General features: G+C 68.3%; 16 protein-coding genes and 2 pseudogenes. 12 read left to right on the top strand and 6 right to left on the bottom strand.

Annotated elements, in window-relative coordinates:
* The first annotated feature begins 602 nt into the window (after positions 1–602).
* From ACFV3R_RS23565 to ACFV3R_RS23555, 3 genes are all read left to right on the top strand, one after another.
* Positions 603–4,100 carry a LamG domain-containing protein gene (locus tag ACFV3R_RS23565; RefSeq protein WP_385586434.1) on the top strand — a complete coding sequence of 1,166 codons (3,498 nt, stop codon included), beginning with the start codon at positions 603–605 and terminating at the stop codon, positions 4,098–4,100.
* A 156-nt stretch (positions 4,101–4,256) separates the two neighbouring features.
* Entirely contained in the window at positions 4,257–11,177 is a 6,921-nt protein-coding gene (locus tag ACFV3R_RS23560) for a polymorphic toxin-type HINT domain-containing protein (protein WP_385586431.1), read from the top strand.
* 4 nt (positions 11,178–11,181) lie between these two features.
* Positions 11,182–11,643 (top strand): hypothetical protein, encoded by a 462-nt coding sequence (locus tag ACFV3R_RS23555; protein ID WP_385586428.1) that lies wholly within the window; start codon positions 11,182–11,184, stop codon positions 11,641–11,643.
* A gap of 113 nt (positions 11,644–11,756) precedes the next feature.
* Here ACFV3R_RS23555 and ACFV3R_RS23550 read toward each other — a convergent pair.
* Positions 11,757–13,062: pseudogene (locus ACFV3R_RS23550) on the bottom strand (tyrosine-type recombinase/integrase); the annotation flags it as partial.
* A 239-nt stretch (positions 13,063–13,301) separates the two neighbouring features.
* Here ACFV3R_RS23550 and ACFV3R_RS23545 point away from each other — a divergent pair.
* The gene (locus tag ACFV3R_RS23545; RefSeq protein ID WP_385586426.1) at positions 13,302–14,498 is read left to right on the top strand and encodes an IS110 family transposase; all 1,197 of its coding nucleotides are present in this window, start codon (positions 13,302–13,304) and stop codon (positions 14,496–14,498) included.
* A gap of 8 nt (positions 14,499–14,506) precedes the next feature.
* On the opposite strand, the gene ACFV3R_RS23540 is transcribed toward ACFV3R_RS23545, so the two are convergent.
* Complete coding sequence (locus ACFV3R_RS23540) at positions 14,507–14,656, bottom strand: helix-turn-helix domain-containing protein (protein ID WP_385586507.1); 150 nt, start codon at positions 14,654–14,656, stop codon at positions 14,507–14,509.
* A gap of 73 nt (positions 14,657–14,729) precedes the next feature.
* Positions 14,730–15,059, bottom strand: a complete 330-nt coding sequence (locus ACFV3R_RS23535; protein WP_385586423.1) for a replication initiator — start codon at positions 15,057–15,059, stop codon at positions 14,730–14,732.
* A 104-nt stretch (positions 15,060–15,163) separates the two neighbouring features.
* Here ACFV3R_RS23535 and ACFV3R_RS23530 point away from each other — a divergent pair.
* Positions 15,164–15,310: pseudogene (locus ACFV3R_RS23530) on the top strand (peptidase C39 family protein); the annotation flags it as partial.
* 258 nt (positions 15,311–15,568) lie between these two features.
* Here ACFV3R_RS23530 and ACFV3R_RS23525 read toward each other — a convergent pair.
* The 3 genes from ACFV3R_RS23525 to ACFV3R_RS23515 form a co-directional block, all read right to left on the bottom strand.
* On the bottom strand, positions 15,569–16,504 hold the full coding sequence (locus tag ACFV3R_RS23525; RefSeq protein ID WP_385586504.1) for an SMI1/KNR4 family protein: 936 nt from the start codon (positions 16,502–16,504) through the stop codon (positions 15,569–15,571).
* Between the two features lie 462 nt (positions 16,505–16,966).
* A complete protein-coding gene (locus ACFV3R_RS23520) occupies positions 16,967–17,743 on the bottom strand; it encodes a class I SAM-dependent methyltransferase (protein WP_385586420.1) in 777 nt (258 codons plus the stop codon).
* A gap of 526 nt (positions 17,744–18,269) precedes the next feature.
* Positions 18,270–18,617, bottom strand: a complete 348-nt coding sequence (locus ACFV3R_RS23515) for a VOC family protein (RefSeq protein WP_385586417.1) — start codon at positions 18,615–18,617, stop codon at positions 18,270–18,272.
* Positions 18,618–19,179: 562 nt separating this feature from the next.
* Here ACFV3R_RS23515 and ACFV3R_RS23510 point away from each other — a divergent pair.
* The 7 genes from ACFV3R_RS23510 (at position 19,180) to ACFV3R_RS23480 (ending at position 25,117) form a co-directional block, all read left to right on the top strand.
* Positions 19,180–20,142 carry an urea transporter gene (locus ACFV3R_RS23510; RefSeq protein WP_385586414.1) on the top strand — a complete coding sequence of 321 codons (963 nt, stop codon included), beginning with the start codon at positions 19,180–19,182 and terminating at the stop codon, positions 20,140–20,142.
* The gene (locus ACFV3R_RS23505) at positions 20,139–20,444 is read left to right on the top strand and encodes an urease subunit gamma (RefSeq protein WP_385586411.1); all 306 of its coding nucleotides are present in this window, start codon (positions 20,139–20,141) and stop codon (positions 20,442–20,444) included. Before ACFV3R_RS23510 ends, ACFV3R_RS23505 begins: the two co-directional genes overlap by 4 nt.
* 32 nt (positions 20,445–20,476) lie before the next feature.
* Positions 20,477–20,938, top strand: coding sequence for an urease subunit beta (locus ACFV3R_RS23500; RefSeq protein ID WP_385586409.1), 462 nt, complete (start codon positions 20,477–20,479; stop codon positions 20,936–20,938).
* Entirely contained in the window at positions 20,938–22,662 is a 1,725-nt protein-coding gene (gene ureC, locus ACFV3R_RS23495; protein WP_385586406.1) for an urease subunit alpha, read from the top strand. Before ACFV3R_RS23500 ends, ureC begins: the two co-directional genes overlap by 1 nt.
* Positions 22,663–22,739: 77 nt before the next feature.
* Complete coding sequence (locus ACFV3R_RS23490) at positions 22,740–23,426, top strand: urease accessory protein UreF (protein ID WP_385586501.1); 687 nt, start codon at positions 22,740–22,742, stop codon at positions 23,424–23,426.
* Positions 23,427–23,489: 63 nt separating this feature from the next.
* Positions 23,490–24,179, top strand: a complete 690-nt coding sequence (gene ureG / locus ACFV3R_RS23485) for an urease accessory protein UreG (protein WP_385586404.1) — start codon at positions 23,490–23,492, stop codon at positions 24,177–24,179.
* 59 nt (positions 24,180–24,238) lie between these two features.
* Positions 24,239–25,117 carry an urease accessory protein UreD gene (locus tag ACFV3R_RS23480; protein ID WP_385586498.1) on the top strand — a complete coding sequence of 293 codons (879 nt, stop codon included), beginning with the start codon at positions 24,239–24,241 and terminating at the stop codon, positions 25,115–25,117.
* Positions 25,118–25,215 lie beyond the last annotated feature (98 nt).

Here is a 25,215-nt window from a genome sequence, read left to right as displayed (position 1 = left end):
CCAAAACCACCGGCCATGGGGGCGAGGTGTCCAAGTCGCAGGTCGGTGAGCGCATCCTGTAGTGCTCATCGGCGCCCTCCGGCATCGGGCCAGATCGCTTGTGTCGCTTATTGAGGCGCCGAGGCTGCGGAAAAGGCGTATGTCGCCTTGATGTCCAGTCCGGTGTAAGGAACTCAGTCCCTACGCAGGCATCTCGTATTGCAGATGGAGGCGTGCCGGGACAGCGGCTGCCGCAACGAAGAGCGTCAAGTCCCGCGACGGAACCGCACCCCTGTGATGTGGAACACGTTGACGCTGCAGGGTGCAACCCCGTTGACTCGGTGGACTTGTGAATATCCTGTGACTCTGGGGTGGGGACTGTGGAGTTGGGGCGGGGTCGCAGGCGTGCCTGCGACCGGCGACGTCATGCCGGAGCGGCGACCACGTCGGCTTGTCTGGTGGGAGCGTTGTTGCTCGCCCTGCCGACTCCGGCTTCAGGTGCGCCTCAAGAGGGCAGTGGCACATCAGGGCCTGCAGCGACGATACAGTCGGCTTCAGCTCAGGCTGCCGCTTCAGGTGATTCGGTCGAGGTCATCGGCCAGCGCACCGAGTACTCGACAACGATGGCGAACCCGGATGGTTCCTTCACGTTGACCCAGTCCACGACGCCGCAACGGGTGGATCAGGGCAATGGCTCGTGGGGCGCGGTGGATGCCAGCCTTGAGCATTCCACCGACGAGCGGCTCGCGCCCAAGGGCTCAGTGGTGAAGTTGTCGTTCTCTGACGGGGGCCCTGGCGCTGACCTGGTGCGCCTGGAGAAGGACGGTGGATCAGTGGCTCTGGGCTGGCCCGGGACACTGCCCACACCGACTCTCTCGGGAGCCACGGCGACGTACGCGGATGTCCTGGACGGAGTCGACCTCCAGATGACGGCCACGGCGGAGGGGTATCGAGAAGTCCTCGTCGTCAAGACGCCGCAAGCCGCGCAGAACCCTGAGCTGGAGCAGATCCGGCTCGCTGCCAAGGGAGACGGCCTCACGGTCGTTCCCGGAGCAGGCGGGGGCCTGAGGGCTGTGGACGAGGACGGCAACGCTGTGTTCCGGGGACCTGCCGGACTGATGTGGGACTCTGCTGGAGGTGCGGCCACCGACAGCCCCACACTGCAGCCCCGAAGGGCCACTTCCTCCCGCTCCGATACCTCGGACGGCGAGAGGGGCGATGGCGAAGTGCAGACCCAGCCCGGTGACGGCGATGTGAGCGCAGTACTCCCCGTAGCGGTGGACGAGAGCGGGGTCGAGGTCCATCCCGACCTGAGCCTGCTACGCGGGACCGAGACGGTCTACCCGGTCTACATCGATCCCTCCGTAGGCTTGGGGGCCTCTGAGCGCACCGTGCTCTCGTCCGACGGTGACAAGTTCTGGAGTTTCGACGACGACATGGGTGTCGGCAAGTGCGGGAGCGCCGACGGCTACTACTGCGGTTCGGGCTACGTGAACCGGATGTACTACGAGTTCGCGCCGACCAAACTCGCCGGTGCCTACGTCCTCGACGCCACCTTCCGTGCTCATGAGACCTGGTCGTTCAACTGCGACCCGCACTGGGTGGACCTGGAGCGGACGGACAACATCTCCGAGGGCACTCGCTGGCCCGGCCCGAAGGACCTCGACCAGATGGGCGACCGGTACGTCTCAGCGGGACGTGGCAGTAGGTGTTCGCCGGACCAGCCGGCCGACTGGGTCGAGTTCAACGACAATCCCGAAGAGCCCGACGAGAATCTCAAGAGCACCGTCGCCTCGTTCGCCGACGGCAAGATCTCGCGGTTGACGTTGATGCTACGGGCGAAGGACGAGGGCGACGCCCGCGCCTGGAAGCGCTTCGACAAGAACGCCGAACTCAAGGTCAACTTCGCGTACAAGCCGGGTACTCCGGCGAATGTGGGGCTGATCCCGGGAGACGGAACCACCGCCTACTGCAAAACGTCCGCCAGCGACCCGCTCATCGTCACGCGCGTCGATCCGATGGTGCAGGCGGCGGTGGAGACCAAGGTCGAGGCCCACAAGGGCGATGAGGAGGGCTCCCTCCAAGCCGAGTTCGTCGTTGAGCGAGGGGACGACGCAGCCTGGCATCAGGTGTGGAGCGGTTACCGGCCCAGTAGCGGCTGGGACCCCGACGGCACCCTGGAGAAGATGCGGACCAGCAACCGCGCTGACGGTGGGCTGTATCGCTACCGAGCACGAACACAGTCCCACTGGTCCTACAGCGGAAAGTCGGGGGATCTGTTCTCCTCCTACTCCTCATGGTGTTACTTCAAGATCGATTCGACCGCACCGAAGGCACCGCAGATAGCACCGGACCCTGCCTCAGCCACCCACTACACCGCCTGCACTGCTGATGACTGCACACCGGCAGGCGGGCCAGGCGTCGCCGGCTCCTTCCTGATCCAGCCGAACTCCGCTGACAAGGACATCACCGGCTACGAATGGCGCCTACTGACCGAGAAGAACGCCCGTACGGTGACGGGATCGAGCGTCAAGGTCGATGTGACACCGGGCATGTCCGGCACACAGACCCTGTCGGTGCGTGCCAAGGACGTGCGTAGCCGGTGGGGGACGTACAGCGAGTTCACCTTCAAGGTCGCACCACGCCAGGGTGCTGTGGGCACCTGGCACTTCGACGACGGGCTTCCTGGTTCCTCGGTCACGGCGGCGCAGGACAGCGCCACGGTGGGCACACGGCACGCCGCGACCCTCCACACCGCGGGCGCGGGTTGGTCCACCCTCGCTCGCAGAGGCAACCAGGACTACTCCCTGTGGCTGAACAACGGCACCAGCACGGGGGCTTCGGCGACCGGGTACGCCGACACCGCCGCCGCGGCAGTGAACACCGGCGACTCCTTCACCGTGAGCGCCTGGGTCAACCTCGCCGACACCACGGAGAACCACGTGGTGCTCTGTGCGCCGGGAGCGTACGGCTGTGCCTTCACGCTGTACTACTCGGCGACGTATCACGCCTGGGTGTTCAACCGCACGGCGACGGACGCCGGGAGCGCTCCTGTCTACCTCCGTTCCGTGGGGGCCGACAGCAACCCTCCCGCGAACGTATGGACACATCTCGCGGCCGTCTACCGCACGGAGAACGCCGAGGGAGTGGGTGACGCCGACTCCGCCAACGACACGATCCAGCTCTTCGTCAACGGCCGTGCCCAGGGCGACCCCGTCGTGCTGAGCACGACTTCTTCTCACTACACCCCTTGGACAGCTTCGGGGGGCCTGCAGTTCGGGCGTTCTCTCGTGGGAGGTGAGTGGGGGGAGTACTTCCGTGGTCGCATCGACGAGGTCAGCGTGTGGCAGCAGGCACTCAGTCCCCAGGAGATCCTCCAGGAGTCTCGTGCGATGGACGGGGAGGTTCCTGCCAACGAACTCGTCGCCGACTGGGACGCCGCCTCTTCGACCGGCACCGCCCTCAAGCAGCTGTCCGCTTATGCCGTCCCGGACATGAAGCTCTCCCCAACCGGTGCCACCTTGAACGACGACACTGACGACGTGCTGGTCCTCGACGGAACCAACGGCTACGCCTCCATACCCAGCGGTCCTGTCGTCGACGAGGGCGGTTCTTTCACCGTCTCGGCCGGCGTGCGGCTGAACAAGGCATCCCTTGCCGCGAAGCCGGTGGGGTACACCGCGCAAGTTGCGGGTCAGCGCACCGGAAACGAGTCCTCATGGGCGATCTGGGTCACCAAGCCCGCTGACGACACCTACCAGTGGAAGTTCACCCGCACTGCTGTCGGCGCGGACGGAAAGGTCACCCAGTCGGCCTCCGTCCCGGGCTCCGACCCTGCTGAGACCGATACGTGGGTCCAGGTGACGGGCGTCTACGACGCGCAAGAGGGCGCAGGGAACCTGCACCTGTACGTCGGTGGGTTCGATCAGCAGTCGGATGAGCAGTCCTCCTTCACCGCAGTCCAACAGGGCAGCGGCGAACTGGCGGTGGGACGGGGCGGGGCGAGTGGCTCCGTCGGCAACTACCTCCCCGGTGCTCTCCAAGATCTGCGGATCTGGACAGGCGCGATGACCGCAGACCAGATCAGCAGCCAGGTGCTCGGCGCGCCCAGCAGCGGCTGACCCACAGGCTCCAGAAGAACGCCGGTGTCCGGGCAGGAGGACGTCCCCTCCCTGCTCGGATGCCGGTGGCTCCTCCCATCGTCCCTCTCACCGCTCCCGGGCGCCGCGCTTCGGGGCCGCAGTGCGTTGCCGCTGGCACGCGAGGAGAAAACCGCCATGAATCCGTTCACCAGGCCAGGTGCACGCAGACCATCACGCCTCCAGCGACGCTGGGTCCGCCACGTTGCCGCTGCCACCGGCCTCGCCCTCCTACCCGGCTTCCTCACACCGACGGCCTTCGCGCTGGCCGCGGCCGAGCCGTTGGGAAAGCCCAGCCTCGACGCCCCCCGCTCGGCGAAGGTCTCTCCCTTCACCGCCCGCGTGAACAAAAGGGACGCCGCCCTGGTACGCCGTGGCGAGGCGTCCGACCAGGCTGCCGCACGCCGTGCACGGGCAGACCAGGCAACCAAGGTCCGGTGGCCGATCGCGGACACAGCCTCGGTCTCCATTCCCACCACTGGGACCGCCCGCACCAGCCCCGGCTCACTTCCCCTCACCTTGGAGCCGCCGAAGGCTTCCGGGCAACACAAGGTCGTCGCGGCCCGGTCGGTGGACTTCCGGGTGCTGGACCACAAGAGCGCCGAGACTCTGGGCGTCAAAGGCGTCGTCCTCAGCGCCACAGGGCCCCAAGCCGGCGGACGCGCCAAGCTGGGACTGGACTACTCCGCCTTCGCCTCCGCCTACGGAGGTGACTGGGCCGGACGCCTCGAACTCGAAAGCCTCCCAGCCTGCGCGCTCACCGACCCCACCAAGGCGGCCTGCCGCAAGCGCACCCCACTGCGCTTCACCAACGACCGTCACCGCAACACGCTGACCACCGAGCTGGCCTTCCCCGACGTGTCCACGTCCAAGGGGATCTCGCGGGCTGCCGGCACCTCGCCCATGGTCCTGGCGGTAGCCGCAGGGACGAAGTCCGGGGCGGGTGATTACAAGGCCACTCCGCTGTCTGCTTCCTCCACCTGGGAGGCCGGCGGCTCCTCCGGAAACTTCACCTGGTCCTACCCCCTGCGCGTCCCGCCGGCCGCCGCCGGACCTTCCCCGGACCTGTCCATCTCCTACGACTCCAGCTCGGTGGACGGCGAGACCGCCACCACCAACAATCAGGGAAGCCAGATCGGCGAAGGCTTCGACCTCACCTCGTCCTACGTCGAGCGCAAGTACGGCTCCTGCGACGACGACGGCCAGGACGAGAAGTACGACCTGTGCTGGAAGTACGACAACGCCTCCCTCGTCCTCAACGGCAAGTCCACCGAACTGGTCAAGGACGACACCAGCGGAGAATGGCACCTCAAGGACGACGACGCCTCGACGGTGACGCACTCCATCGGTGCCGACAACGGAGACGACAACGGTGAGTACTGGACCGTTACCACGGGCGACGGCACCAGGTACGTCTTCGGGCTGAACAAGCTCGACGGCGCCGGCGCGGACGACCGCACCCATTCCGTGTGGACGGTGCCGGTCTTCGGCGACGACAGCGGCGAGCCCGGCTACGACAAGGGATCGAAGTTCGCCGACCGCGACCTGAAACAGGCCTGGCGCTGGAACCTCGACTACGTGCAAGACACCCACGGCAACGCTTCCACCTACTGGTATGCCGCCGAGGACAACAACTACGACAAGCTCGGCGACGACACGACCGGCACGTCCTACACCCGCGGCGGCTACCTCAAGGAGATCCGCTACGGGCAGCGCAAGGACAGCCTCTTCACCGGCAGCCCCGCGGCCTCTGACAAGGTGACCTTCGGCTACGCCGAACGCTGCCTTGCCTCCGGCTCCGGGTGCGACAGCCTGACCGAGGACACTGAGGACAACTGGCCCGACGTCCCTTTCGACGCGGTCTGCAAGGACGGGGACAAGTGCACCGGCAATGTCAGCCCGGCGTTCTTCACGCGCAAACGGCTGACGTCGATCTCCACGTGGGCATGGGACGCCGGCGCCTCACCTGCGGCCTTCGCACCAGTGGACACCTGGACCCTCAAGCAGCTCTACCTCGACCCGGGAGAGACAGGCGACTCACACGATCAAACCCTGTGGCTCGACCAGATCGCCCACACCGGCAAGCACGGCGCCGACCTCAACGTGCCCCCCGTGTCCTTCAGCCACGAATTCCACGCCAACCGCGTCGACGGCGCCACCGACGACATCCTTTCCCTGGACAGGCCGCGCCTGAAGACCGTCACCTCGGAAAGCGGCGCACAGACCATCGTCACCTACGCAGAGCCCGACTGCGTGGCAGGACAGACGATGCCCAAGGTCGACGCCAACACCAAGACCTGTTACCCGGTGTACTGGTCGCCCAACGGTGCGAAGGACCCGATCCTCGACTGGTTCCAGAAGTACCCCGTCAGGGCGGTCTCCGTCACCGACCCGCAAGGCGGCGCAGAAGCCGTCCAGCACACCTACACCTACTCCGGTGGCGGAGCCTGGCACTACAACGACGACCCGCTGACCCCCGCCAAAGAGCGCACCTGGTCCATATGGCGTGGCTTCGAAAGGGTCACCCACGTCACCGGAGCCTCGGACGCGACGCAACTCAAGGAGGTCAGTGTCTACCTCCGCGGCATGGACGGCGACCGCCTCCTCGGCTCGGACGGCAGGACCCCCGACCCGGACAAGCGGCGCAGCGCCGACGTGACCGGAGTCAAGGCTCCCGAGGTCACCGACTCGGACCAGTACGCGGGCTTCCTGCGCGAAGGTGTCACCTACAACGGCGCGACAGAGGTCTCCGGCACCATCAACGACCCCTGGTCCAAGCGCACCGCCACCCAGCACAAGTCCTACGCCGACACGGAGTCCTACTTCGTACGCACCGGCGCCAGCCACGCACGCACCAACATCACCAGCAGCGTCACCCCTTACGACCGCGTCCGTACCACCAAGACCACCTACGACGACCACGGCATGGCCGAAACCGTCGAAGACGACGGTGACGACGCCAGGACCGGCGACGAGACCTGCACCCGCAACACCTACGCCCGCAACGACGACGCCGGCATCACCAACCTCATATCCCGCACCCGCGTAGTCGCCCGTCCGTGCTCCGTCCCCGATTACGCCCTCGACCTCCCGCACGACGACACCCGCCAGGGCGACGTCATCTCCGACACCGCCACCTCCTACGACTCGACGACCTACCAACCGGTCCAGCACCCCACCCTGGGCGAGCCGCGCTGGACCGGACGCGTCAAGAGTTACGGGTCAGACGCCACCCCCAACTGGCAGAAAGTCACCGCCACGGGATACGACAGCCTCGGGCGGCCCACGACGGTCAAGGACACCAACGACCTCACCACCACCGCCACGTCGTACACGCCGGCGACCAGAGGCCCGCTCACCGCGACCGCGGTCACCAATGCCAAGGGACACGAGAGCGACAGCACGGTCGACTTCGCGACAGGGTCGGTCACCAAGGCCACCGACCCGAACGGGAAGGTCACCGAGACCGAGTACGACAGTCTGGGACGGGCCACGAAGGTGTGGCTTCCCAACCGCCTCAAGGTACTGAACGCGACGCCGAACTACGTCTACGCCTACCACCTCAGCAACGACCCGAAGGCGATGACCTGGGTGTCGACGGGCACCCTGAACGGCGACGGCTCGGCCTACAACACCACCTATCAGTTCTACGACTCGCAGTTGCGACCACGGCAGACCCAGTCCCCCTCGCCGGCAGGCGGCAGAGTGATCGCTCAGAGCCTCTACGACAGTCGAGGCCTGGAGGTCACCCAGGAAAGTGACATCTGGGACTCCACCACGGCCCCCGGCGACACGCCCGTCGAAGTCGACGGAGGGCAGGCCCCCACGCAGACCGACACCACCTTCGACGGTGCGAGCCGACCCACCAGGCAGACCACCAAAGTCCACGGCGTCACCCGTTGGACGACCGACACTGCCTACACCGGCGACCGCACCGCCAACTCTGCACCCGCCGGCGGCCAGGCGAGCGCCACCCTCTCCGACGCACGCGGGCAGAAAGTAGAGCAGGACCAGTACGCCGGTCCGAAGCCCCAGGGCACCGACTACACCGCCACGAAGTACACCTACACACCAGGCGGCAAGCCAGCGACCGTCACCGGCCCTGACCAGGCCGAGTGGACCTACGACTACGACCTCTACGGCCGGCAGACCGCCACGACCGACCCGGACAAGGGCCGTACAGAGTCGACCTACAACAGCCTGGACCAGGTCACCAGCACGACCGACGCAGAGGACCGCAAGCTCCTCTTCTCCTACGACGATCTCGGCCGCAAGACCGGCATGTGGCAGGGCCAGCAGACGGATGCCAACAAGCTCGCCGCCTGGACCTTCGACAGCCTGGCGAAGGGACAGCCCGATACCTCCACTCGCTACGACGGGGGCCTCGGAGGCAAGGCATACACGCAGAAGGTCACCAAGTACGACAACCTTTACCAGGCAACCAACAACGAACTCGCTCTCCCTGCCGATGACCCTCTCGTCATCGCCGGCGTTCCCAGCAGACTCAGCTTCAGCACCGGTTACCGCGTCGACGGCTCCGTGGGACAGCACGCCGAACCCGCCGTCGCCGGTCTGCCCGCCGAGACGCTGACCTACAAGTACACAGCGACCGGCCAGCTCACCAAGCTGACCGGCAAGTCCGGTTACCTCCTGGCCGGTGTGTACAGCCCTCTCGGTGACCTCCGCCAGATGACCCTCGGTACCGACTCCACGAGCTCGGCGAAGAAGGCCTACCTGAACTGGGATTACGAAGAAGGCACGCGCCGCCTCACCCGCTCCTTCGTCACCGACGACACCCACGGCTACATGCCGCAGGAACTGAAGTTCACCCAGGACGACGCCGGCAACGTCACCTCCGTCTTCGACGCCACCACCCAAGGCAGCACCACCAAAGCCGACTACCAGTGCTTCACCTACGACGGTCACCAACGACTGACCGAATCCTGGACTCCCAAAACTGCTGACTGCTCCACGAGCGGGCGCACCAACGACAACATCGACGGCGCAGCCCCTTACTGGACCAGCTACACCTACACCTCCAGCGGCCAACGCAAGACCGAGACCCAGCACACCACCAGCGACGACAGCTCGACCACCTACCACTACGAAAGCACACCCACCAAGCAGCCCCACCCCCTCACCAGCACCAGCACCGGCGAAACCACCGAGCACTACACCTACGACAAGACCGGCAACACCACCACACGCCCCGGCACCCAGGCCACCCAGACCCTGTCCTGGAACAGCGAAAGCAACCTCGCCACCACCAGCGAACCCGCAACCGACAGCAAACCGGCCCTTGAAACCGGCTACCTCTACGACGCCGACGGCAACCTGCTCATCCGCCGCGCGAAGGACGACGGGGAAACCGTCCTCTACCTCGGCGCCACAGAAGTCCACCTCAACACCAAGGGCGCCACAAAGAACCTCACCAGCACCCGCAACTACACCGCAGGCAGCCAGACCATCGCCGTACGGACCGCCACGGCAGGCATCAGCAGCTCCAAACTGACCTTTCTCGCCGCCGACCCCCACGGCACAGCCAGCCTCGCCATGGACTCCGTCACCTGGGCGGTCACCAAGCGCTACACCACGCCCTTCGGCGCGGACCGAGGAACGCCGGCAACGTCCTGGCCCGACGACAAGAAGTTTCTCGGTAAACCCGCCGACCTCAGCACTGGTCTGACCCATATCGGCGCCCGCGAGTACGACCCGAGTATCGGTCAGTTCATCAGCGTCGACCCGGCACTTCAGGTTGAAGCTCCCCAGACACTCAACGGCTACAGCTACGCCACGCAGAACCCGGTCACTGAAAGCGACCCGACGGGACAGTACATCTCCTGCGGAGTCGGCTGCGAGGACCAGGATGTCGGTAGAGGGCCGAACGGTGACCAGAACATACGTCACCCCGGAGCAAAAAAATCCGGCACCAGTAGCAGCAGTAGCACCGGAAAGGTTTCCAGCGGCAAGAATAAGAGTGAAGGATCTGGATTCTGGGGCCTTGACTTCTCATGGGTCTCTGATGGTGCAGAACAGATACTGCAGAGTGCTAACAGTCTCGTGTGGGGTGCCATTTCAGTGGTGCCGCACACTGCGGAGGGCGCTGGCTGGCTGTTCGACTCGGACTGTTGGCACGGAGGACCGGGAGCCCCCGGTTGCGACTACGGAGATCAATTTGACCACTGGCTGTCGCACCAAGGGATCGAGACAGACACGCCCCTCTTCCGCGCGGCGGGAGACCTGGCCGAGCTACTAGGCTCCAAAGAAGGCCCTGAGGGTGGTGTGGAGTTCCGCGCGGGGCGCTACGGAATGAAGGCGTCCTCTCTCTGCAGCTTTTCCTTCGACACCTTCGTCCTCATGTCCCATGGAGAGAAGAAACGGATCGGTGACATAAAGGTCGGAGATTTCGTCGAGGCTGCCAATCCGAAGAATGGGAAGCATGAGGGTGCGCGCAAGGTCCTCGCGACCTTCATCAATCACGACAGTGATTTGATTGATCTGGAGATCCGGCAGGCTGATGGAGCGAAATCGATACTCCATACGACTGCTAAGCACCCCTTCTGGGATGACACGCTGCACGCCTGGGTGAAGGCCGGGCGCCTGTCTCCCGGGCACCTGCTGGTCACAGCTGCCAACCGGCATGTCACCGTGGGCAAGGTGCTGGTGCGCCCGGGCGAGGGCGACATGCACAACATGACTGTCGCTCAGCTCCACACGTACTATGTACTCGCTGGGGCCACTCCGGTCCTCGTTCATAATTCAGGACCGAACTGCGGGGTTCCGCTTGGGGGTAAGAATGGTGACCACCTTGGCGGGGAAGATTTCCACGGTAGTGAATATTCCTTGGACGAGATCACTGAGTTCGTGAATGGGCATACGGGTGATGGGAATCCGGCGATGGGTAGACCTTCGGCCGCAGAGGTAGAAACCACGTTGAGGCAAGCTGGGTCCCGTCAGCTCGAAGGGCAGAATTCATCGCGATTCGACCATGATGGAGTTCGCGTCATCGTGAACTGGGATATGCCATGGAAATCCACAGCCTACTACCCCGGAAGGTGATGTCATGTCGGAAGTTCAAGCCCGCGAGTGGCTTGGTCGCCACCTGGGAGTCACTGAAGCAGACCAACTTGATCGGACTGTGGTCAGTGTGGCCCCTGCTCGATCGTTGGGCCTGGTCGCGCTGCTACTTGGTTGGTACGAGCACGTGACGCGGATGGAGAGGGAGCTTGGCCTCCCCGATTCCGACAGGTCCGTCTGGGGTGCGCATGACTTGATTGCGGCAGATTCCCTGCGCGATTTCATCGCCAGGGGGTTGGAGAGCATCCCGGAGGGAGAGTCGAGAAATTTCCTCATCGCCCTCAACGAGGCGGATTCGAGATTTCTCTCCTATACGGAAGTCGACGAACTGGGTGTCCTCCTTCGGCTTTATGGTGATGAGTCGAAAGTGCGTGGATGGTGGTGGAAGCGCATTCCGCGCTCTGGGCCGATCCGTAGAGATCTAGACCGGTTCTCTGCGTCGTTCTAGAAATCAAGTACGGCCCCCTATGGGTGGCCAGGAAACGCCAGAGTGCCCCATCAGCGACTGTTGCTGGTGGGGCACTCTGGGGCTCTTGACGGCAGTAGTTGACGGCAACGCCAGCGGACGGCGGCTCCGACGAGGGGCGGTTCCTCGCCGTCGTCAGGCTTGCCAGTGGCCTCAGCGGGGTTGCGGAGCGCATGGCCGAGGAGGTCGATGGCGTCGCGTTGGAGGCGGAGCCGGACGTGGGCGTACACCGTGGCGGTCACGCCGATGTGGGCATGGCCCAACAGTTCCTTGATCACGACGAGTTCGACGCCCTGCTCAAGGAGAAGGGTCGCCGCCGAGTGCCGCAGATCATGGAAGCGGATGCGGCGGAGGGTGGCTCGGCGGAGCAGGGTGTTGAAGTGTCGGGTGAAGGTGGCTCCCTCGATCGGCTGGCCGTTGGGCCGGGTGAAGACGTAGCCGCTGTCTGTCCAGCTCTCGCCCGCCGTCTCGCGTTCCTGGGCCTGCCGGTCGCGGTGGTCCCGCAGCGAGCTCAGGCACTCGGTGGGCAGGGCGATGCGCCGCTCCGAGCTCTGGGTCTTCGTCGGCAGGGCGGTCAGGCCGCCGCTGCTGGTGCGCTGGAGGGTGCGGCGGATACTGGCGGTTCCCCCGGTGAGGTCGAGATCTTCCCAGCGCAGGCCGAGGAGTTCGCCCTTGCGGAGTCCGGTTCGCAGGGCGAGTTCGAACAGTGCCTGGAGACGGTGGCCGCGCATGGCGGTCAGGAGGTCGCGGGCCTCCTCCACGGTCAGCGGTTCGAAGCGGCGGGGGCGTGGTGTGCCCATGCGGACGTTGCGGGCGACGTTGCGGGGAATCTCCTCCTCGCGTACAGCGTGCTCCAGGGCGGACTTGAGGACGGAGTGCACGTAGGCCAGCGTCAGCGGGGAAAGCCGCTTGCGGCAGCACGTCCCGACGGCGCAGCACTGGGGCTGATCGCGGGCGGTGTCGAGGCCGCGTGCGCAGCACTGGCAGGTGGCGCGGAGCTGGTCGAGCCAGGTGCGGACGTCCTTGGCGGTGAGCTTGGCGAGCTTCTTCCGGCCGAGGCTGGGTATCAGGGTAGAGCCGGACGCAGGCGGTGTAGCGGGTGTGGGTGTTCTCGCGGAGGCGGTGGACGGCGACAGTCTCCAGCCAGTACGTGAGGTACGCGCCGACGGTGCCCTGTGCTGAGGGTGCGGGGACGCCGCGGTTGCTGGTGGCGATCTTCTCGGTGAGCTTGGCGGCGGCCTCGGCGCGGGTGGTGCCGTAGACGCGGACGCGCTTGCGGGTGTTGCCGGGCGCGAGGACGTAGCCAGCGGCTTCCCAGCGGCCGTCCTTGCGCTGGTAGACGGTTCCGTCGCCGTTGGCCCGGGTGCGGCGGGAGGCGGGGTTGTCGCGGGGCGTGGTCATCAGGCGGCCCTACCTTTCAACTCACGGGTGAACCGCAGCCATTCGTAAGGTTGTGGCACCCAGGGGGGCGGGGTGTGGCTCTCAGGCTGGCTGCCGTTGTCCGTGGCTCCGGAGGCTTGGCCGCCCTGCTCCCCACGACGACTCGGCCGCCGATTAGGAAGTGCGACAAGATCGCTGTGTAGGGCAATGCCGGCGAGGTCGTCCGTGGTACGCAAGGCAGGAACGACTTCGGGAGCACGATGAGCCGGATATGGGCCGGGATCGACTGCGGCAAGACCCACCACCACTGCGTCACCATGGACGCCGACGGCAAGACCCTGCTGTCGCGCCGGGTGGCCAACGACGAGCCCGAGCTCCTGAAGCTCCTGGGTGACGTCCTCGACCTCGCCGACGGATGCGCGGTGACCTGGGCGATGGACATGACCGGCGGAGAGCCGGGTCTGCTGATCGCCGTCCTGGTCAACCACCTGCAGGAGCTGCTCTACATCCCCGGCCGCATGGTCAACCGGGCCTCCGACGCCTACCGGGGCGAGGGCAAGACCGACGCCCGAGACGCCAGGGTCATCGCCGACCAGGCACGCATGCGCCGTGACCTGCAGACCATCCGCCCCGATGACGAGAGCACGATCGAGCTGCGGCTGCACACCAGCCACCGCATCGACCTGGTCGCCGACCGCACCCGCACCATCAACCGCCTGCGGGGCACACTGCTGAGCATGTTCCCCGCGCTCGAACGCGCCCTGGAACTGACCAACACCGGGCCCTTGGTCCTCCTCACCGGCTACCAGGCCCCCACCGCCCTGCGCCGTATCGGCGTCAGCCGGCTCACCACCTGGCTGCGCAACCGCAAGGTCCGCGGCGCCGAAAGCCTGGCCAAGGCGGCCGTGGAGGCCGCCGAGCGGCAGCACACCGCCGTGGCCGGCGAGAAGGCCATCGCGAAGATGGTGCACACCCTCGCGAAGGAGGTGATGGCCCTCGACGAGAAGATCGCCGAGATCGACAAACTCATCGAGGGCCGGTTTCGCGAGCACGAACTCGCCGAGGTCATCCTGAGCATGCCGGGCATGGGGCCCAAGCTCGGTGCCGAGTTCCTCGTCGCCGTCGGCGGCAGCCTGGACGGCTTCCCCACCGCCGACCGCCTCGCGGCCTTCGGTGGCGTCGCTCCCGCCCCGCACGACTCCGGCAAGACCAGCGGCAACCTGCGGCGACCGCAGCGCTACCACCGGCGTCTGCAACGCGTCTTCTACACCTCCGCGCTGGTCAGCTCCTGGAGCGATCCCAACTCCAAGCGGTTTTACGACCGCAAGAGAGCCGAGGGCAAGAGCCACGTCCAGGCCGTCCTCGCGCTCGCCCGCCGACGCGTCAACGTCCTGTGGGCCCTCATCCGTGACGGGCGGTGCTACCAAGTCACACCGCCCGTCACGCTGGCCGCTTGACAACAGCATTAGGAAGCTTCCTGTTCGAGGCGGGTGCGGATGAAGTCGGTGAGTGCTTGGGTGGGGATGCGGCGGGTGTGGCCGAGGGTGATCGAGGCGAGCTGGCCGGAGCGGAGCAGGTCGTAGACGGCGGAGCGACTGAGCTGGAGGCGGGCCATCACCTGGGCACCGTGAGCAGATCCAACGCCGGTGCCGCCTCCACGTGGAGGAAAGCGAGCGGGGGCGAGGTCATCAACAGCCCCCTTCGGTCGCGAACTGCCGTTCCAGTTCCTTGCGGTGCCAGACGTGGGCTGCGAGGAGTGCGGCGCCGGGGCTGCAGCCCGAGCCGAGGTAGTCCCAGCGACCGACGACGAGCGTTGTCGTCGGGTCGAGGTCGGGCAGGCCGGCGCGGATGCGGGCCTGTTCGGTGCGCCAGGAGCGGCGGGCTTCGCGCAGCGCGCCCAGGGTGGTGGAGTAGCTGCGGGACGTGGTGGAGAAGTGGCCCCGGTCACGGGGAAACCCAACACCGATCCAGCCCGACGGCCCCCAACGGACCGGAACGGACGACAGCGGAGCCAGCACCAAGTCAGCACGAGGCCCAGGTGGCCCACCACGTCTGCAGTGGGCCACTGGCCGTGACCAGCACGTTTGTCACGTACTCTCGCCTTTGCTATGCGACGTCTGACCAGTTCGAAACGATCTGGCTGCGCACGAAGCGGAAGGACGCGGACGGGAAGGTGAAGAGCGGGTCGGGCGGGGTGTGTTACCTGTACTGGCCGGTGAACGCGTCACGGGCTCAGCAGCGCGCTCTGGCGAGCGTGGGGGTGCGCTGATCACACGAACGCTGGACGCAGCCGTTTGACCTTGCGGCGGCGTCCGGCGGCGGGTGTCCGTACGGGTCGGCGGTCACTGTGACGGAGCGGTGGCCCCTCCGCTGAGAGGCCTCGTGGGCGGCTTGGCCGTTGCCCAGCGTGGCCGCCGCCGATCCGTGGCGGAGATCGTGTGGGCGCAATTCCGGCAGCCCGAAACGCTTGATCGCGCGTTGCGCACCAAGAAAGGGCCGGGCATGCGTCCGCCCTTCTTCACACGCTTCAGCCCTTCCACGGCTTCCACACGGCCCTCTCCTCCGGAGTGAGCGGCGGCCCCCACACCAACGTCCCGTCGATCAGCCCCGGCTTGGCACCCGGAAACATCTGCGGATACTCCAGCCTGTCGGCCATCTCCTCCAGGAGCATGGTCAGCGACTTGTCCTCGACCGTACGCTCACCGGTTTCGTCCCAGCTCCCGGTTTCGCCCGTCTCCCCGTCGACGAACCTGCCGTAGCTCAGGTCCGTGACACTCCACGAGCAGAAGGGGACCCAGGACGGCCTCCACAGCGGCATCCCCTCCTCCTCGCCGAACTGCTCCACCTGCCGACGCAGGCTTTCCATGTGTGCCTGGTAGGAACTCACCACTGTGTCAAGGCTCATCAGGGCCCAGCCGTGATCCGGAAGCAGCCCTGCCCCGTACACGTCGATGCTCCCCGCGCACAGGCGCCACAGAGCCCGCAGCGACGCCGGGACCCGCACGTCGAGAGCCTTCTCCAGTGCGCCTGTCTCGCGCTCCGAGGCGCCGGGCTTGAGCGCCGCGTACGTGCTGGGGGCGTGCTCCCGCAACCAGGATGCGATGCGCTGCCAGGCGTCGGTCGTCTGCCGGGCCTGCACCGCTGCCTCGAGCGGCCCCTCGCTCCCACCCCCATGCTCGGGCTCTGTCGTCCGCGTGGGCGCGCTGGCCGGCACGTCCACCCTGCGCACCTGCACCATGCCCTCGTCCAACGCCGGCGGCCCGTAGGCATAGAACACGTCGAGCGCCGGGCAGTCTTCGAAAGTCTCGCCGTCGACATGGACCACGTACTCCGACGGTTCCCAGCCCAAAGTGCCCATCAGCGGGTCCTCCGCCAGGTGGGCGCACAGCACCTTCAGTGCATACACGACGCCGGGACCCAGCTGCCTGCACTGATCCCGTATGCCGTCCGGCACCTCGACCACCAACGCCTCGCCCTCCTCGTTCTCTCCGCCCCCCAACGGTGGCGAGGTCAGAGTGTCACCGACGCGCAGTTCGGGAGGCCCCGCGCGGTTCCAAAATGCGCCTGACTCCCTCGGGGGACACGTCACTGCCGCACTGCGCATGACTTCTCCCACCCTGCCGGAGGCACACTGAAGCTGACCTGAAGGGCCCTGAAGACGCCCACAAGTGCGGCCTGTTGGTCACAGGCGCGGCTGTCGGTAGCGGAGGCGAGGGCGCTCGCCCTCCAGGTCCTTGGTGCTCCAGCAGCGATGCGTGCTCTGAGCCGTGTTTCCTCGTTGTCCGGTCATGCTCGTGACGACCAGGCCCACTGCCCCGCGAGGAGGCGCCCCATGGCACCGGACCGCAGAGAATCAGACCGCATGGGCCAGGGTGCACGGGGCCAGGCCGCACGGATCAGACCGCGGGGGCAAGGGCCGCAGGCGTCACGACGCCCGGACCAGCACCAGTGACCCGCTCAGGTGGGGCTGCCGGCGCAGGTGGCCGTGGCGTTGGTCCCAGGCGCCGCTGGTGAGGTCCTGGGCGAGCCGTTCGGTGTACTGGCGGGCCAGGTCCGGTTCGACGAAGCTCCAGGACGAGCAGGACTGGCGGGCGGCGGGGTCGAGCAGCATCTCGGGGCGCGCGTAGTAGGCCTCGTTGAAGCCGTCGACGCAGTCGGCGGGGATCGGCACGGTGGTGACGTCGGCGTGGCCGCCCAGGGCTTCGGTGATGACGTCGATGGACGGGTAGCGTCGTGCCTCGGTGTCGAGCACCAGCGGTGCGTACTCGTACAGCCAGAAGTCACGCACCAGGTCGGGGTCGCAGGTGAGGACGGCCACCGGGCCGCGGGTGACCCGGCGCACCTCCCGAAGGCCGGCCTGCACGTCGTTCCACTGGTGCACGCTGAAGGTGGTCATGGCGGCGTCGAAGGTGTCGTCGGGAAACGGAAGGTCCTCGGCCACCGCGTCGACGGCTGCGGGCAGGTGGGCGGGGCGCTGAGCGCGCATCGACGCCGAGGGCTCGACCGGGGTCACCTCGAACGCCGAGGACTCGTAGGAGCCGGCTCCCGCACCGACGTTGAGCACGGTACGGGCCCCCGCCAGTGCCTGTTCGATCAGCGCGGCGATCCGCGGCTCCGGCCTGCGGTAGGCGGCGTAGGCGCCGCCGATCGTGCCGTAGTCCGCGTCCCCTGCACTGCCGTCCGCTGTCCGCCCGCTCGTCATGCGTTCCCCTCCAGCCGTACCCGTACTCGTACTCACACGCAATGCCCTTAGCTGCTCGGCGTGTTCACCGAGCCCGCCGGCGGGTGGAGCAGCACTGTTTCGGACGGTTCCGGTCGCCCGTGCCGGCCGGCCGGGTCCAGGACGGCCACGCCGGTCCGTGCCGCGGGCACCAGGGCACCGCCTTCCCCGTTCACCCCGCCCCCTTCGACGCGCCACGAACGTGGTCGTCGCCCGCGAGCTTACCCGGCCCCGAACGGAGACTTGACGCCGGAACCCACCCGGCGACCGGCTGCCCGACGGTGCTCGGGCGGCGTGCGCGGCGGGTCGGGGCCGTGCCGGGTTCCAACCCGCGGCCGGCGGTCCGGTAGGCGGCGCTGAGGAGGTGGCGGCGCCGGCCCCCCGGGTGTCACTCCTCCGGTGTCCGAAGCGGGGGTGTCCCGCGGGACCGCGGCGCCCTGCACGGTGGCGTGGGGTTCCGGTGCGACGACCCCGCTGGCCCGTGCGCGCAGTACGGGGCCGTAGTGCGTCAGCGATGGGCCAGTACGTTGACCACCCGGCCGCCGGGGTCGCGGACGAAGAACCGCCGCACGCCCCACTCCTCGTCCTGCAACGGGTGGACGATCTCGGCCCCGCTCTCCCGCACGACCGCGTAGGCCGCGTCCACGTCGTCCACCTCGATGCTCAGGTCCGGGACCACCGGTGCCGTCGCGTCCCCGGTCATGAAGCTGACCTGGGCCGCCGGGTGGGAGCGGGGTGCGAGCGTCATGATCCAGCCGTGGTTCATCACCTCCTCGAAGCCCAGCAGGCCGTAGAACGCGCGGCTTTCCGGCAGGGCCTCGGTGGAGATGTTGGGCACGACACGGCGGACGTTCATCGACGACTCCGAACGGAAGGGGCGTGGATACTCACAGGATTACTACGGCACGTCGCTCGCCGCTGCCGGTTCCGACCGCACGCTCCGGTCGTGCCGTGCGGCAGCCGGGCAGTGGCAGTCCGCAGGGGGAGTCGGCCCCTCCGGAGCGGGCAGGGAAGGAAGGGGGAGGGCGTGGGCCGGGCGCCAGGGGCGGACGGCTCCAGGCATCGGCCTGTCCCGTGTCTGCCCCCCCGCCCGCAGAGCCGACGGTGTCCGGCGGGGAACCGGAAGCCCGTCCATGACCTGGTCAAACGCCAGGTATGAAGGACTCAACAGAGGTTCAACCTCTCCCCAAGTCTGACGGGCCCTCGGCTGACATGGACGTTTCACCGGGCAGCTGCGGCACCGTTTCCCAACAGCGGTTATTTCGTACCGTATCGTTCCGGACACGTACAGCGGCCGGTCTCCGCGACGATGCCCCGCTTTCGCCGGGCGTACCGTTTCAACAGAAAGTTGATTCGGTGCCGCGGCCCCCGCCTCCGGGAGCTGACGGCCACTTCGTCATGTCCGCAAGGGAGTAGACGTGTCCGCGGTGGGACAGGCGGTGCGCACGAGAAGCCGGGCATCGCTCCTGGTCGGCCAGGTGCAGTTGCGGGGCGTCGCCCAGGTCGCGCTCAGCGCGAGCCCATGGACGGGGCTGCTGTTCACCCTCGCCCTGTTCGCCGGCGGGTGGCGCACCGGGGTCTTCGGTCTGCTCGGCGGGTGCGCGTCCACCGCTGCCGCCGCCGTCCTGGGCTGTGACCGGGAGAAGGTGGCCAAGGGCCTGGAGGGCTACTGCGGTTGCCTGACCGGCATCGCCCTTCTCGTCAGGTTCGGTGCCTCGTGGCGGACCGCCGTACTGGCCGTCCTGGGCGCGGCGGTCTGCTCGGTGCTGGGTGCGGCGGCCGGCCGCCTCTTCGGACGGCTCCAACTGCCCGTGCTGACCGCCCCCTACTGCCTGGTCACCGGGGCGCTGGTGATCGCCCTGCCGACGACGCCGGCCGCGGCGGCACTGCCGGCACGGGCCGGCGGGTTCACCACGCTGACCGCCGCGCAGGCCGGCCAGGCGTTCTGCGACAACCTGGGCCAGGTCTTCTTCCTCGACAAGTGGTACGCAGGCCTGATCCTGCTGGCCGGACTCCTCCTCACCTCACGGACCGCGGCCCTGGCGGCGGCCGGCGGCAGCGTCCTCGCCACGGTGACGGCCTGCGCCGCCGGGCTGCCCGCCGACCGGATAACCGAGGGCCTCTACGGCTACAACGGGGTGCTGTGCGCCATCGCGCTGGCCGCCACCTTCCTGAGCCCCACCCGGTGGGTCGCCGGGTACACCGCGCTCGCCGTCGTGGCGTCCGTCCCCTTCACCGCCGCCTGGGAAGCGTTCACCCAGCCGTCCGGCGGGTCCCCCTTCACCTGGCCGTTCGTAGTGACGACCTGGCTCTTCCTCGCGGCGGGTCCAGCGCTGGGCCGGCCGGGCATCTCCTTCAAGGAAAGCAGAGTGACGCCATGAACCTCGCCCCCCGCGAGCTCGACAAACTCCACGTCTACGTGGTGGCGGACCTGGCCCGTCGCCGCAGGGACCGGGGTACCAAGCTCAACTACACCGAAGCCGCAGCCCTCATCACCGAAGCCGTCCTGGAGGCGGCCAGGGACGGGCACACCGTCGCCGAGTGCATGGAGCTGGGGCGCAAGGTCGTCGCCCTCGACGAGGTCATGCCCGGGGTGCGGGAGATGCTCACCGTCCTCCAGGTCGAGACGGCCTTCGTCGACGGGACGAAGCTGGTCACCTGCCACGACCCGATCAACGCCTGAGGGCGCGTCCCAGGACCTACAGGAGGCAACAGATGTCGGGCGGAGCCCACTACCTCTACGGGGACGATCCGATCGTGATCAACGCCGACCGGGCCAAGGTCAGGATCTCGGTCGCCAACACCGGCGACCGGGCCGTGCAGATCGGTTCCCACTACCACTTCTTCGAGACCAACCGGGCCCTGAGCTTCGACCGCGAAGCCGCCTACGGCATGCGGTTGGACATCCCCTCAGGCACCGCGGTGCGCTTCGAGCCCGGTGACACCCGGGAGGTCGCCCTGTGCGCCTTCGCCGGGACCGGACGGCTCGACGGCTTCGCCGGGCTCGTCGGCGGCGGCCTGTCCGCCCCCGACACCAGGCGGGCCGCGCTGCGCCGGGCGGCGGAACGGGGCTTCGTCCGCCCCGGGGACGACGGCCCGGACGCCGGCATCGAGAACGCGGCCGACGACGAGGAGACCGCCCCCGAGACCACCGCCGCCGAGAGGGCTCAGCACTGATGGCCATCATCCCGCGCAAGCAGTACACGGACCTGTTCGGCCCCACCGTGGGCGACCGGTTCCACCTGGCCGACACCAACCTGGTCGTCGAGGTCGAGTACGACCACAACGCCGGCTCCTACGGGGAGGAGGCCGTCTACGGCGGCGGCAAGGCGATCCGCGACGGCATGGCCCAGGACCCCTCCGCCCTCAACCGCGACGGCGCCCTGGACATGGTCATCACCAACGTCGTGGTCCTCGACCCGGTGCTCGGCGTCGTCAAGGGCGACATCGGTGTCCGCGGCGGCCTGATCGTCGGCGTGGGCAAGGCCGGCAACCCGCAGCTCCAGAACGGCGTCGACCCCAAGCTCGTCATCGGCCCCGGCACCGAGGTCATCTCCGGCGAGCACCTGATCGCCACCGCCGGCGGCGTCGACACCCACATCCACTTCATCTCGCCCCAGCAGGCCCAGGAGGGCCTGTCCAACGGCATCACCACCTTCTTCGGCGGCGGCACCGGCCCGACCGACGGCAGCAACGGCACGACCTGCACCCCCGGCCCGTGGAACATCCACCGGATGCTGGAGGCCGTCGAGGACCTCCCCGTCAACGTGGGACTGCTCGGCAAGGGCAACGGCAGCCGGCCCGAGGCCCTGCGCGAGCAGGTCGAGGCGGGCGTGGCCGGCTTGAAGGTGCACGAGGACTGGGGCGCCACCCCTGCCGTCATCGACACCGCCCTGCAGGTCGCCGACGAGCACGACGTGCAGATGGCCATCCACACCGACACCCTCAACGAGGGCGGCTTCTTCGAGGACACCCTGTCCGCGATCAACGGCCGCACCATCCACACCTTCCACACCGAGGGGGCCGGCGGCGGCCACGCACCCGACATCATCCGGGTCTCCGGCGAGGCCAACGTCCTGCCGGCCTCCACCAACCCGACGCTGCCGTACACGGTCAACGCGGTGGACGAACTGCTGGACATGGTGATGGTCTGCCACCACCTCTCCCGCGACATCCCCGAGGACGTCTCCTTCGCCGACAGCCGGGTGCGCGCCGAGACGATCGCGGCCGAGACCGTGCTGCACGACCTCGGTGTGATCAGCATCTTCTCCTCCGACTCCCAGGCGATGGGACGGGTCGGTGAGTCCTTCCTGCGCGCCTTCCAGACGGCGCACCACTGCAAGGACATGCGCGGCCCGCTGCCCGAGGACAGCTCCCGCAACGACAACGCCCGCGTGCTGCGGTACCTGGCCAAGCTGACGATCAACCCGGCGAAGGCGGTCGGCGCCGCGGACGTGATCGGCTCGATCGAACCCGGCAAGCTCGCCGACATCGTGCTCTGGCCGATCCACTCCTTCGCCGCCAAGCCCAAGCTCATCATCAAGGGCGGCATGGTCAACTGGGCCCTGATGGGCGACCCCAACGCCTCCCTGCCGACACCGCAACCGGTCTACTACCGCCCCATGTTCGGCTCCATGGGCCGCGCCCGGCAGCACACCTCGGTCACCTTCATGTCGCAGGCCTCCCTCGCCGCCGGCGTCCCCGAGCAACTCGGCCTGCAGCGCCGCACCGAGCCGGTGCAGCGGTGCCGGAGCATCGGCAAGGAGCACATGGTGCGCAACGACGCGTTGCCCCGCATCGAGGTGGACCCCGACACCTACAAGGTCACCGTCGACGGCGAGGCCGCGACCATCGAGCCGGCCGAGCGCCTCCCCCTCAACCACCTCTTCTACATCGTCTGACCCCGACCCGGCGGCCGAGACCGGCCGCCGGGCCACCCACCACCTGGCAGATACGGAGCCCCGGCGTGACCGAAGCGATGCCGATCCCCGCGCTGCTGACCGGGCTCCAGCTCACCGACTCGGCCTTCCCCAGCGGCTACTACACCCTCTCCCACGGCCTGGAGGGCTTCCAGCAGGCCCGCGCGGTGACCCCGCACAGCCTGCCCGGCCTCCTGCACGACCTGCTGCGCCACAGCGCGGGTCCGGCCGACGCGACCGCCCTCGCCCTCGCCCACCGTGCCGTCCTCGCGCAGGACTGGACGCAGCTGACGGCGGTGGAGCAGCGGCTGCACGCCACCCGGCTGGGCCGCGAGGCCCGGCAGGCCACCGTCCGCACCGGCCGCCAACTCCTGGACCTGGCGGCGGAGGTCTACGGCACACCGCAGATCGAGCGCTACCGGACCCTGTACCGGGAAGGTGCCGTCCGGGGCTGCCAGCCGGTCGTCGCCGCAGTCGTCCACGCCGGCAACGGCGTGCCCGTGCGGCAGGCGGTCACCTGCGAACTGTTCGCCCTCGCGGCCAGCCTCGTGGGCGCCGCCCTGCGGCTGCGCCTGACCGACCACCGCCGGGCCCAGGTCGTCCTCCACCGGGCGGCCCCCGTGATCGAGGAGACCGTCGAGGCCGCCCTGGCCCGGGAGCTCGCCGACATCGGAGGCTTCGTCCCGATGGCCGACGTCATGGCCGGCCGCCACGAGCGGGCGGAGGCCCGCCTGTTCGCCAGCTGACGGCCGACCCACGGGCCCGGCACCCACCGCACCCGGAAGAACCCACCACAGAAGGACCCCGCCATGCACGACCCCACACAGGCCCGCCACCACCACGACCACGACGAGTTCCTGCAGCGCCCCAAGGACGGTGTGCTGCGGGTGGGCATCGCCGGACCGGTCGGCTCGGGCAAGACCGCCCTCATCGAGGCGCTCGTCCCGGTGCTGATCGAGCGGGGCCGCACCCCCGCCGTCATCACCAACGACATCTACACCTCCGAGGACGCCGCCCACGTCCGCCGCACCCTGGACGGCATCCTGGCGGCGGACCGCATCGTCGGCGTCGAGACCGGTGCCTGCCCGCACACCGCCGTCCGCGACGACCCCACGATGAACCAGGCCGCGGCCGACGAACTCCTGGAGCGCTTCCCCCAGGTGGACACGCTGCTCTTCGAGAGCGGCGGCGACAACCTGACCCTCACCTTCAGCCCCGCCCTCGTCGACCTGTTCCTCTTCGTGCTGGACACCGCCGAGGGCGACAAGATGCCGCGCAAGCGGGGCCCCGGCATCACCGAGTGCGAACTCCTCGTCATCAACAAGGTCGACATCGCCCAGTACGTGCGGTGCGACCTGGACGTCATGGAGTCCGACGCCCGCCGGGTACGGGAAGGCCGCCCGGTGGTGCTGACCAACTCCCTCACCGGTCAGGGCCTCGGCACCATCGCCGACTTCGTCCTGTCCCACGAGGCCGCCCAGGAGGCGGCTTCCGCGTGACCACGGCGCCCGCGCGGCTGGACCCCGCGCACTACGAACCCGTGCGGACCCCCGCCCGCATGCTCGCCCTCGACTCCCCGCCGGACACCCTGGCCGCCGGGCGCCCCGGCAAGGTCGGCCTGCTCGAACTGCGCTACGCGCGCGTCGGCGACCGCACCGAACTCGTCGACCGCTACCAGAAGTCCCCGCTGCAGGTGATGCGGCCGCTCTACGTCGACCCGCTGCGGCCCGACATGCCGGTGACCTACCTGATGTCGACCGGCGGCGGCATCCTCCAGGCCGACCGCAACCGCATCGACGTCGACTGCGGCCCCGACACCGCCGTGCACCTCACCACGCAGGCCGCCACCAAGGTGCACCGCATGGAGTTCGACCATGCGACCCAGGTCGTCAACCTCCGAGTCCAGGACGGGAGTTACGTCGAGTACCTGCCCGACCCGCTGATCCCCTACCGGGACGCGCGCTTCTACCAGCACACCAGGGTGACGCTCGACTCCAGCGCCACCGTCCTGCTGGGCGAGACGATCGCGGCAGGACGGCTGGCGCGGGACGAACGCCACGCCTACCGCATGCTCTTCAGCGACCTGGAGGTCCGGCGTCCCGACGGGAGCCTGCTGGCGGTGGACTCCGTGCGGCTGGAACCGCAGTCCGCGGGCGGGGTGAGCGGCCCGGCGGTCTTCGCCGGACACGACCTGACGGCCTCGCTGTACGTCCTCACCCCGCTCGCCCCCGCAGCCCGGGTCGCCGACGTCCTCCACGAAGCCCTGCTGGCCACCGGGCTGCTGTTCGGCGTCAGCGTCCTGCCCGACGACAGCGGTGCGTGGGCACGCATCCTGAGCAGCGACTCCCCTGCCGTGACGCGGGCCGTGCGGGCCGCCTGGGACGCCGTGCGCCGCCTGCTCATCGGGGTCCCCGCTCCGGACCTGCGCAAGAGCTGACGCCGGCGCCCCGCCTCGACCGCCCCGCCGCCCGGGGCGGCGACGGCGCCCCGGGGCCCCGGCCCGGTGGACGCCGGAGCAGCGGCCCCCGTGCCGAG

The organism is Streptomyces sp. NPDC059740 (assembly GCF_042733155.1).
In the GTDB taxonomy this organism is placed as follows: domain Bacteria; phylum Actinomycetota; class Actinomycetes; order Streptomycetales; family Streptomycetaceae; genus Streptomyces.
Note: the sequence above shows the minus strand (reverse complement) of the source record. Positions and strands in the feature narration are given on the sequence as shown.

What these genes read in the sequence shown, in the direction of transcription:
- ACFV3R_RS23565 (WP_385586434.1), top strand. Translation starts at nt 603, where the DNA reads ATGGCGAACCCGGATGGTTCCTTCACGTTGACCCAGTCCACGACGCCG.
- ACFV3R_RS23560 (WP_385586431.1), top strand. Translation starts at nt 4,257, where the DNA reads ATGAATCCGTTCACCAGGCCAGGTGCACGCAGACCATCACGCCTCCAG.
- ACFV3R_RS23555 (WP_385586428.1), top strand. Translation starts at nt 11,182, where the DNA reads ATGTCGGAAGTTCAAGCCCGCGAGTGGCTTGGTCGCCACCTGGGAGTC.
- ACFV3R_RS23545 (WP_385586426.1), top strand. Translation starts at nt 13,302, where the DNA reads ATGAGCCGGATATGGGCCGGGATCGACTGCGGCAAGACCCACCACCAC.
- ACFV3R_RS23540 (WP_385586507.1), bottom strand. Translation starts at nt 14,656, where the DNA reads ATGGCCCGCCTCCAGCTCAGTCGCTCCGCCGTCTACGACCTGCTCCGC.
- ACFV3R_RS23520 (WP_385586420.1), bottom strand. Translation starts at nt 17,743, where the DNA reads ATGACGAGCGGGCGGACAGCGGACGGCAGTGCAGGGGACGCGGACTAC.
- ACFV3R_RS23515 (WP_385586417.1), bottom strand. Translation starts at nt 18,617, where the DNA reads ATGAACGTCCGCCGTGTCGTGCCCAACATCTCCACCGAGGCCCTGCCG.
- ACFV3R_RS23505 (WP_385586411.1), top strand. Translation starts at nt 20,139, where the DNA reads ATGAACCTCGCCCCCCGCGAGCTCGACAAACTCCACGTCTACGTGGTG.
- ACFV3R_RS23500 (WP_385586409.1), top strand. Translation starts at nt 20,477, where the DNA reads ATGTCGGGCGGAGCCCACTACCTCTACGGGGACGATCCGATCGTGATC.
- ureC (WP_385586406.1), top strand. Translation starts at nt 20,938, where the DNA reads ATGGCCATCATCCCGCGCAAGCAGTACACGGACCTGTTCGGCCCCACC.
- ACFV3R_RS23490 (WP_385586501.1), top strand. Translation starts at nt 22,740, where the DNA reads ATGCCGATCCCCGCGCTGCTGACCGGGCTCCAGCTCACCGACTCGGCC.
- ureG (WP_385586404.1), top strand. Translation starts at nt 23,490, where the DNA reads ATGCACGACCCCACACAGGCCCGCCACCACCACGACCACGACGAGTTC.
- ACFV3R_RS23480 (WP_385586498.1), top strand. Translation starts at nt 24,239, where the DNA reads ATGCTCGCCCTCGACTCCCCGCCGGACACCCTGGCCGCCGGGCGCCCC.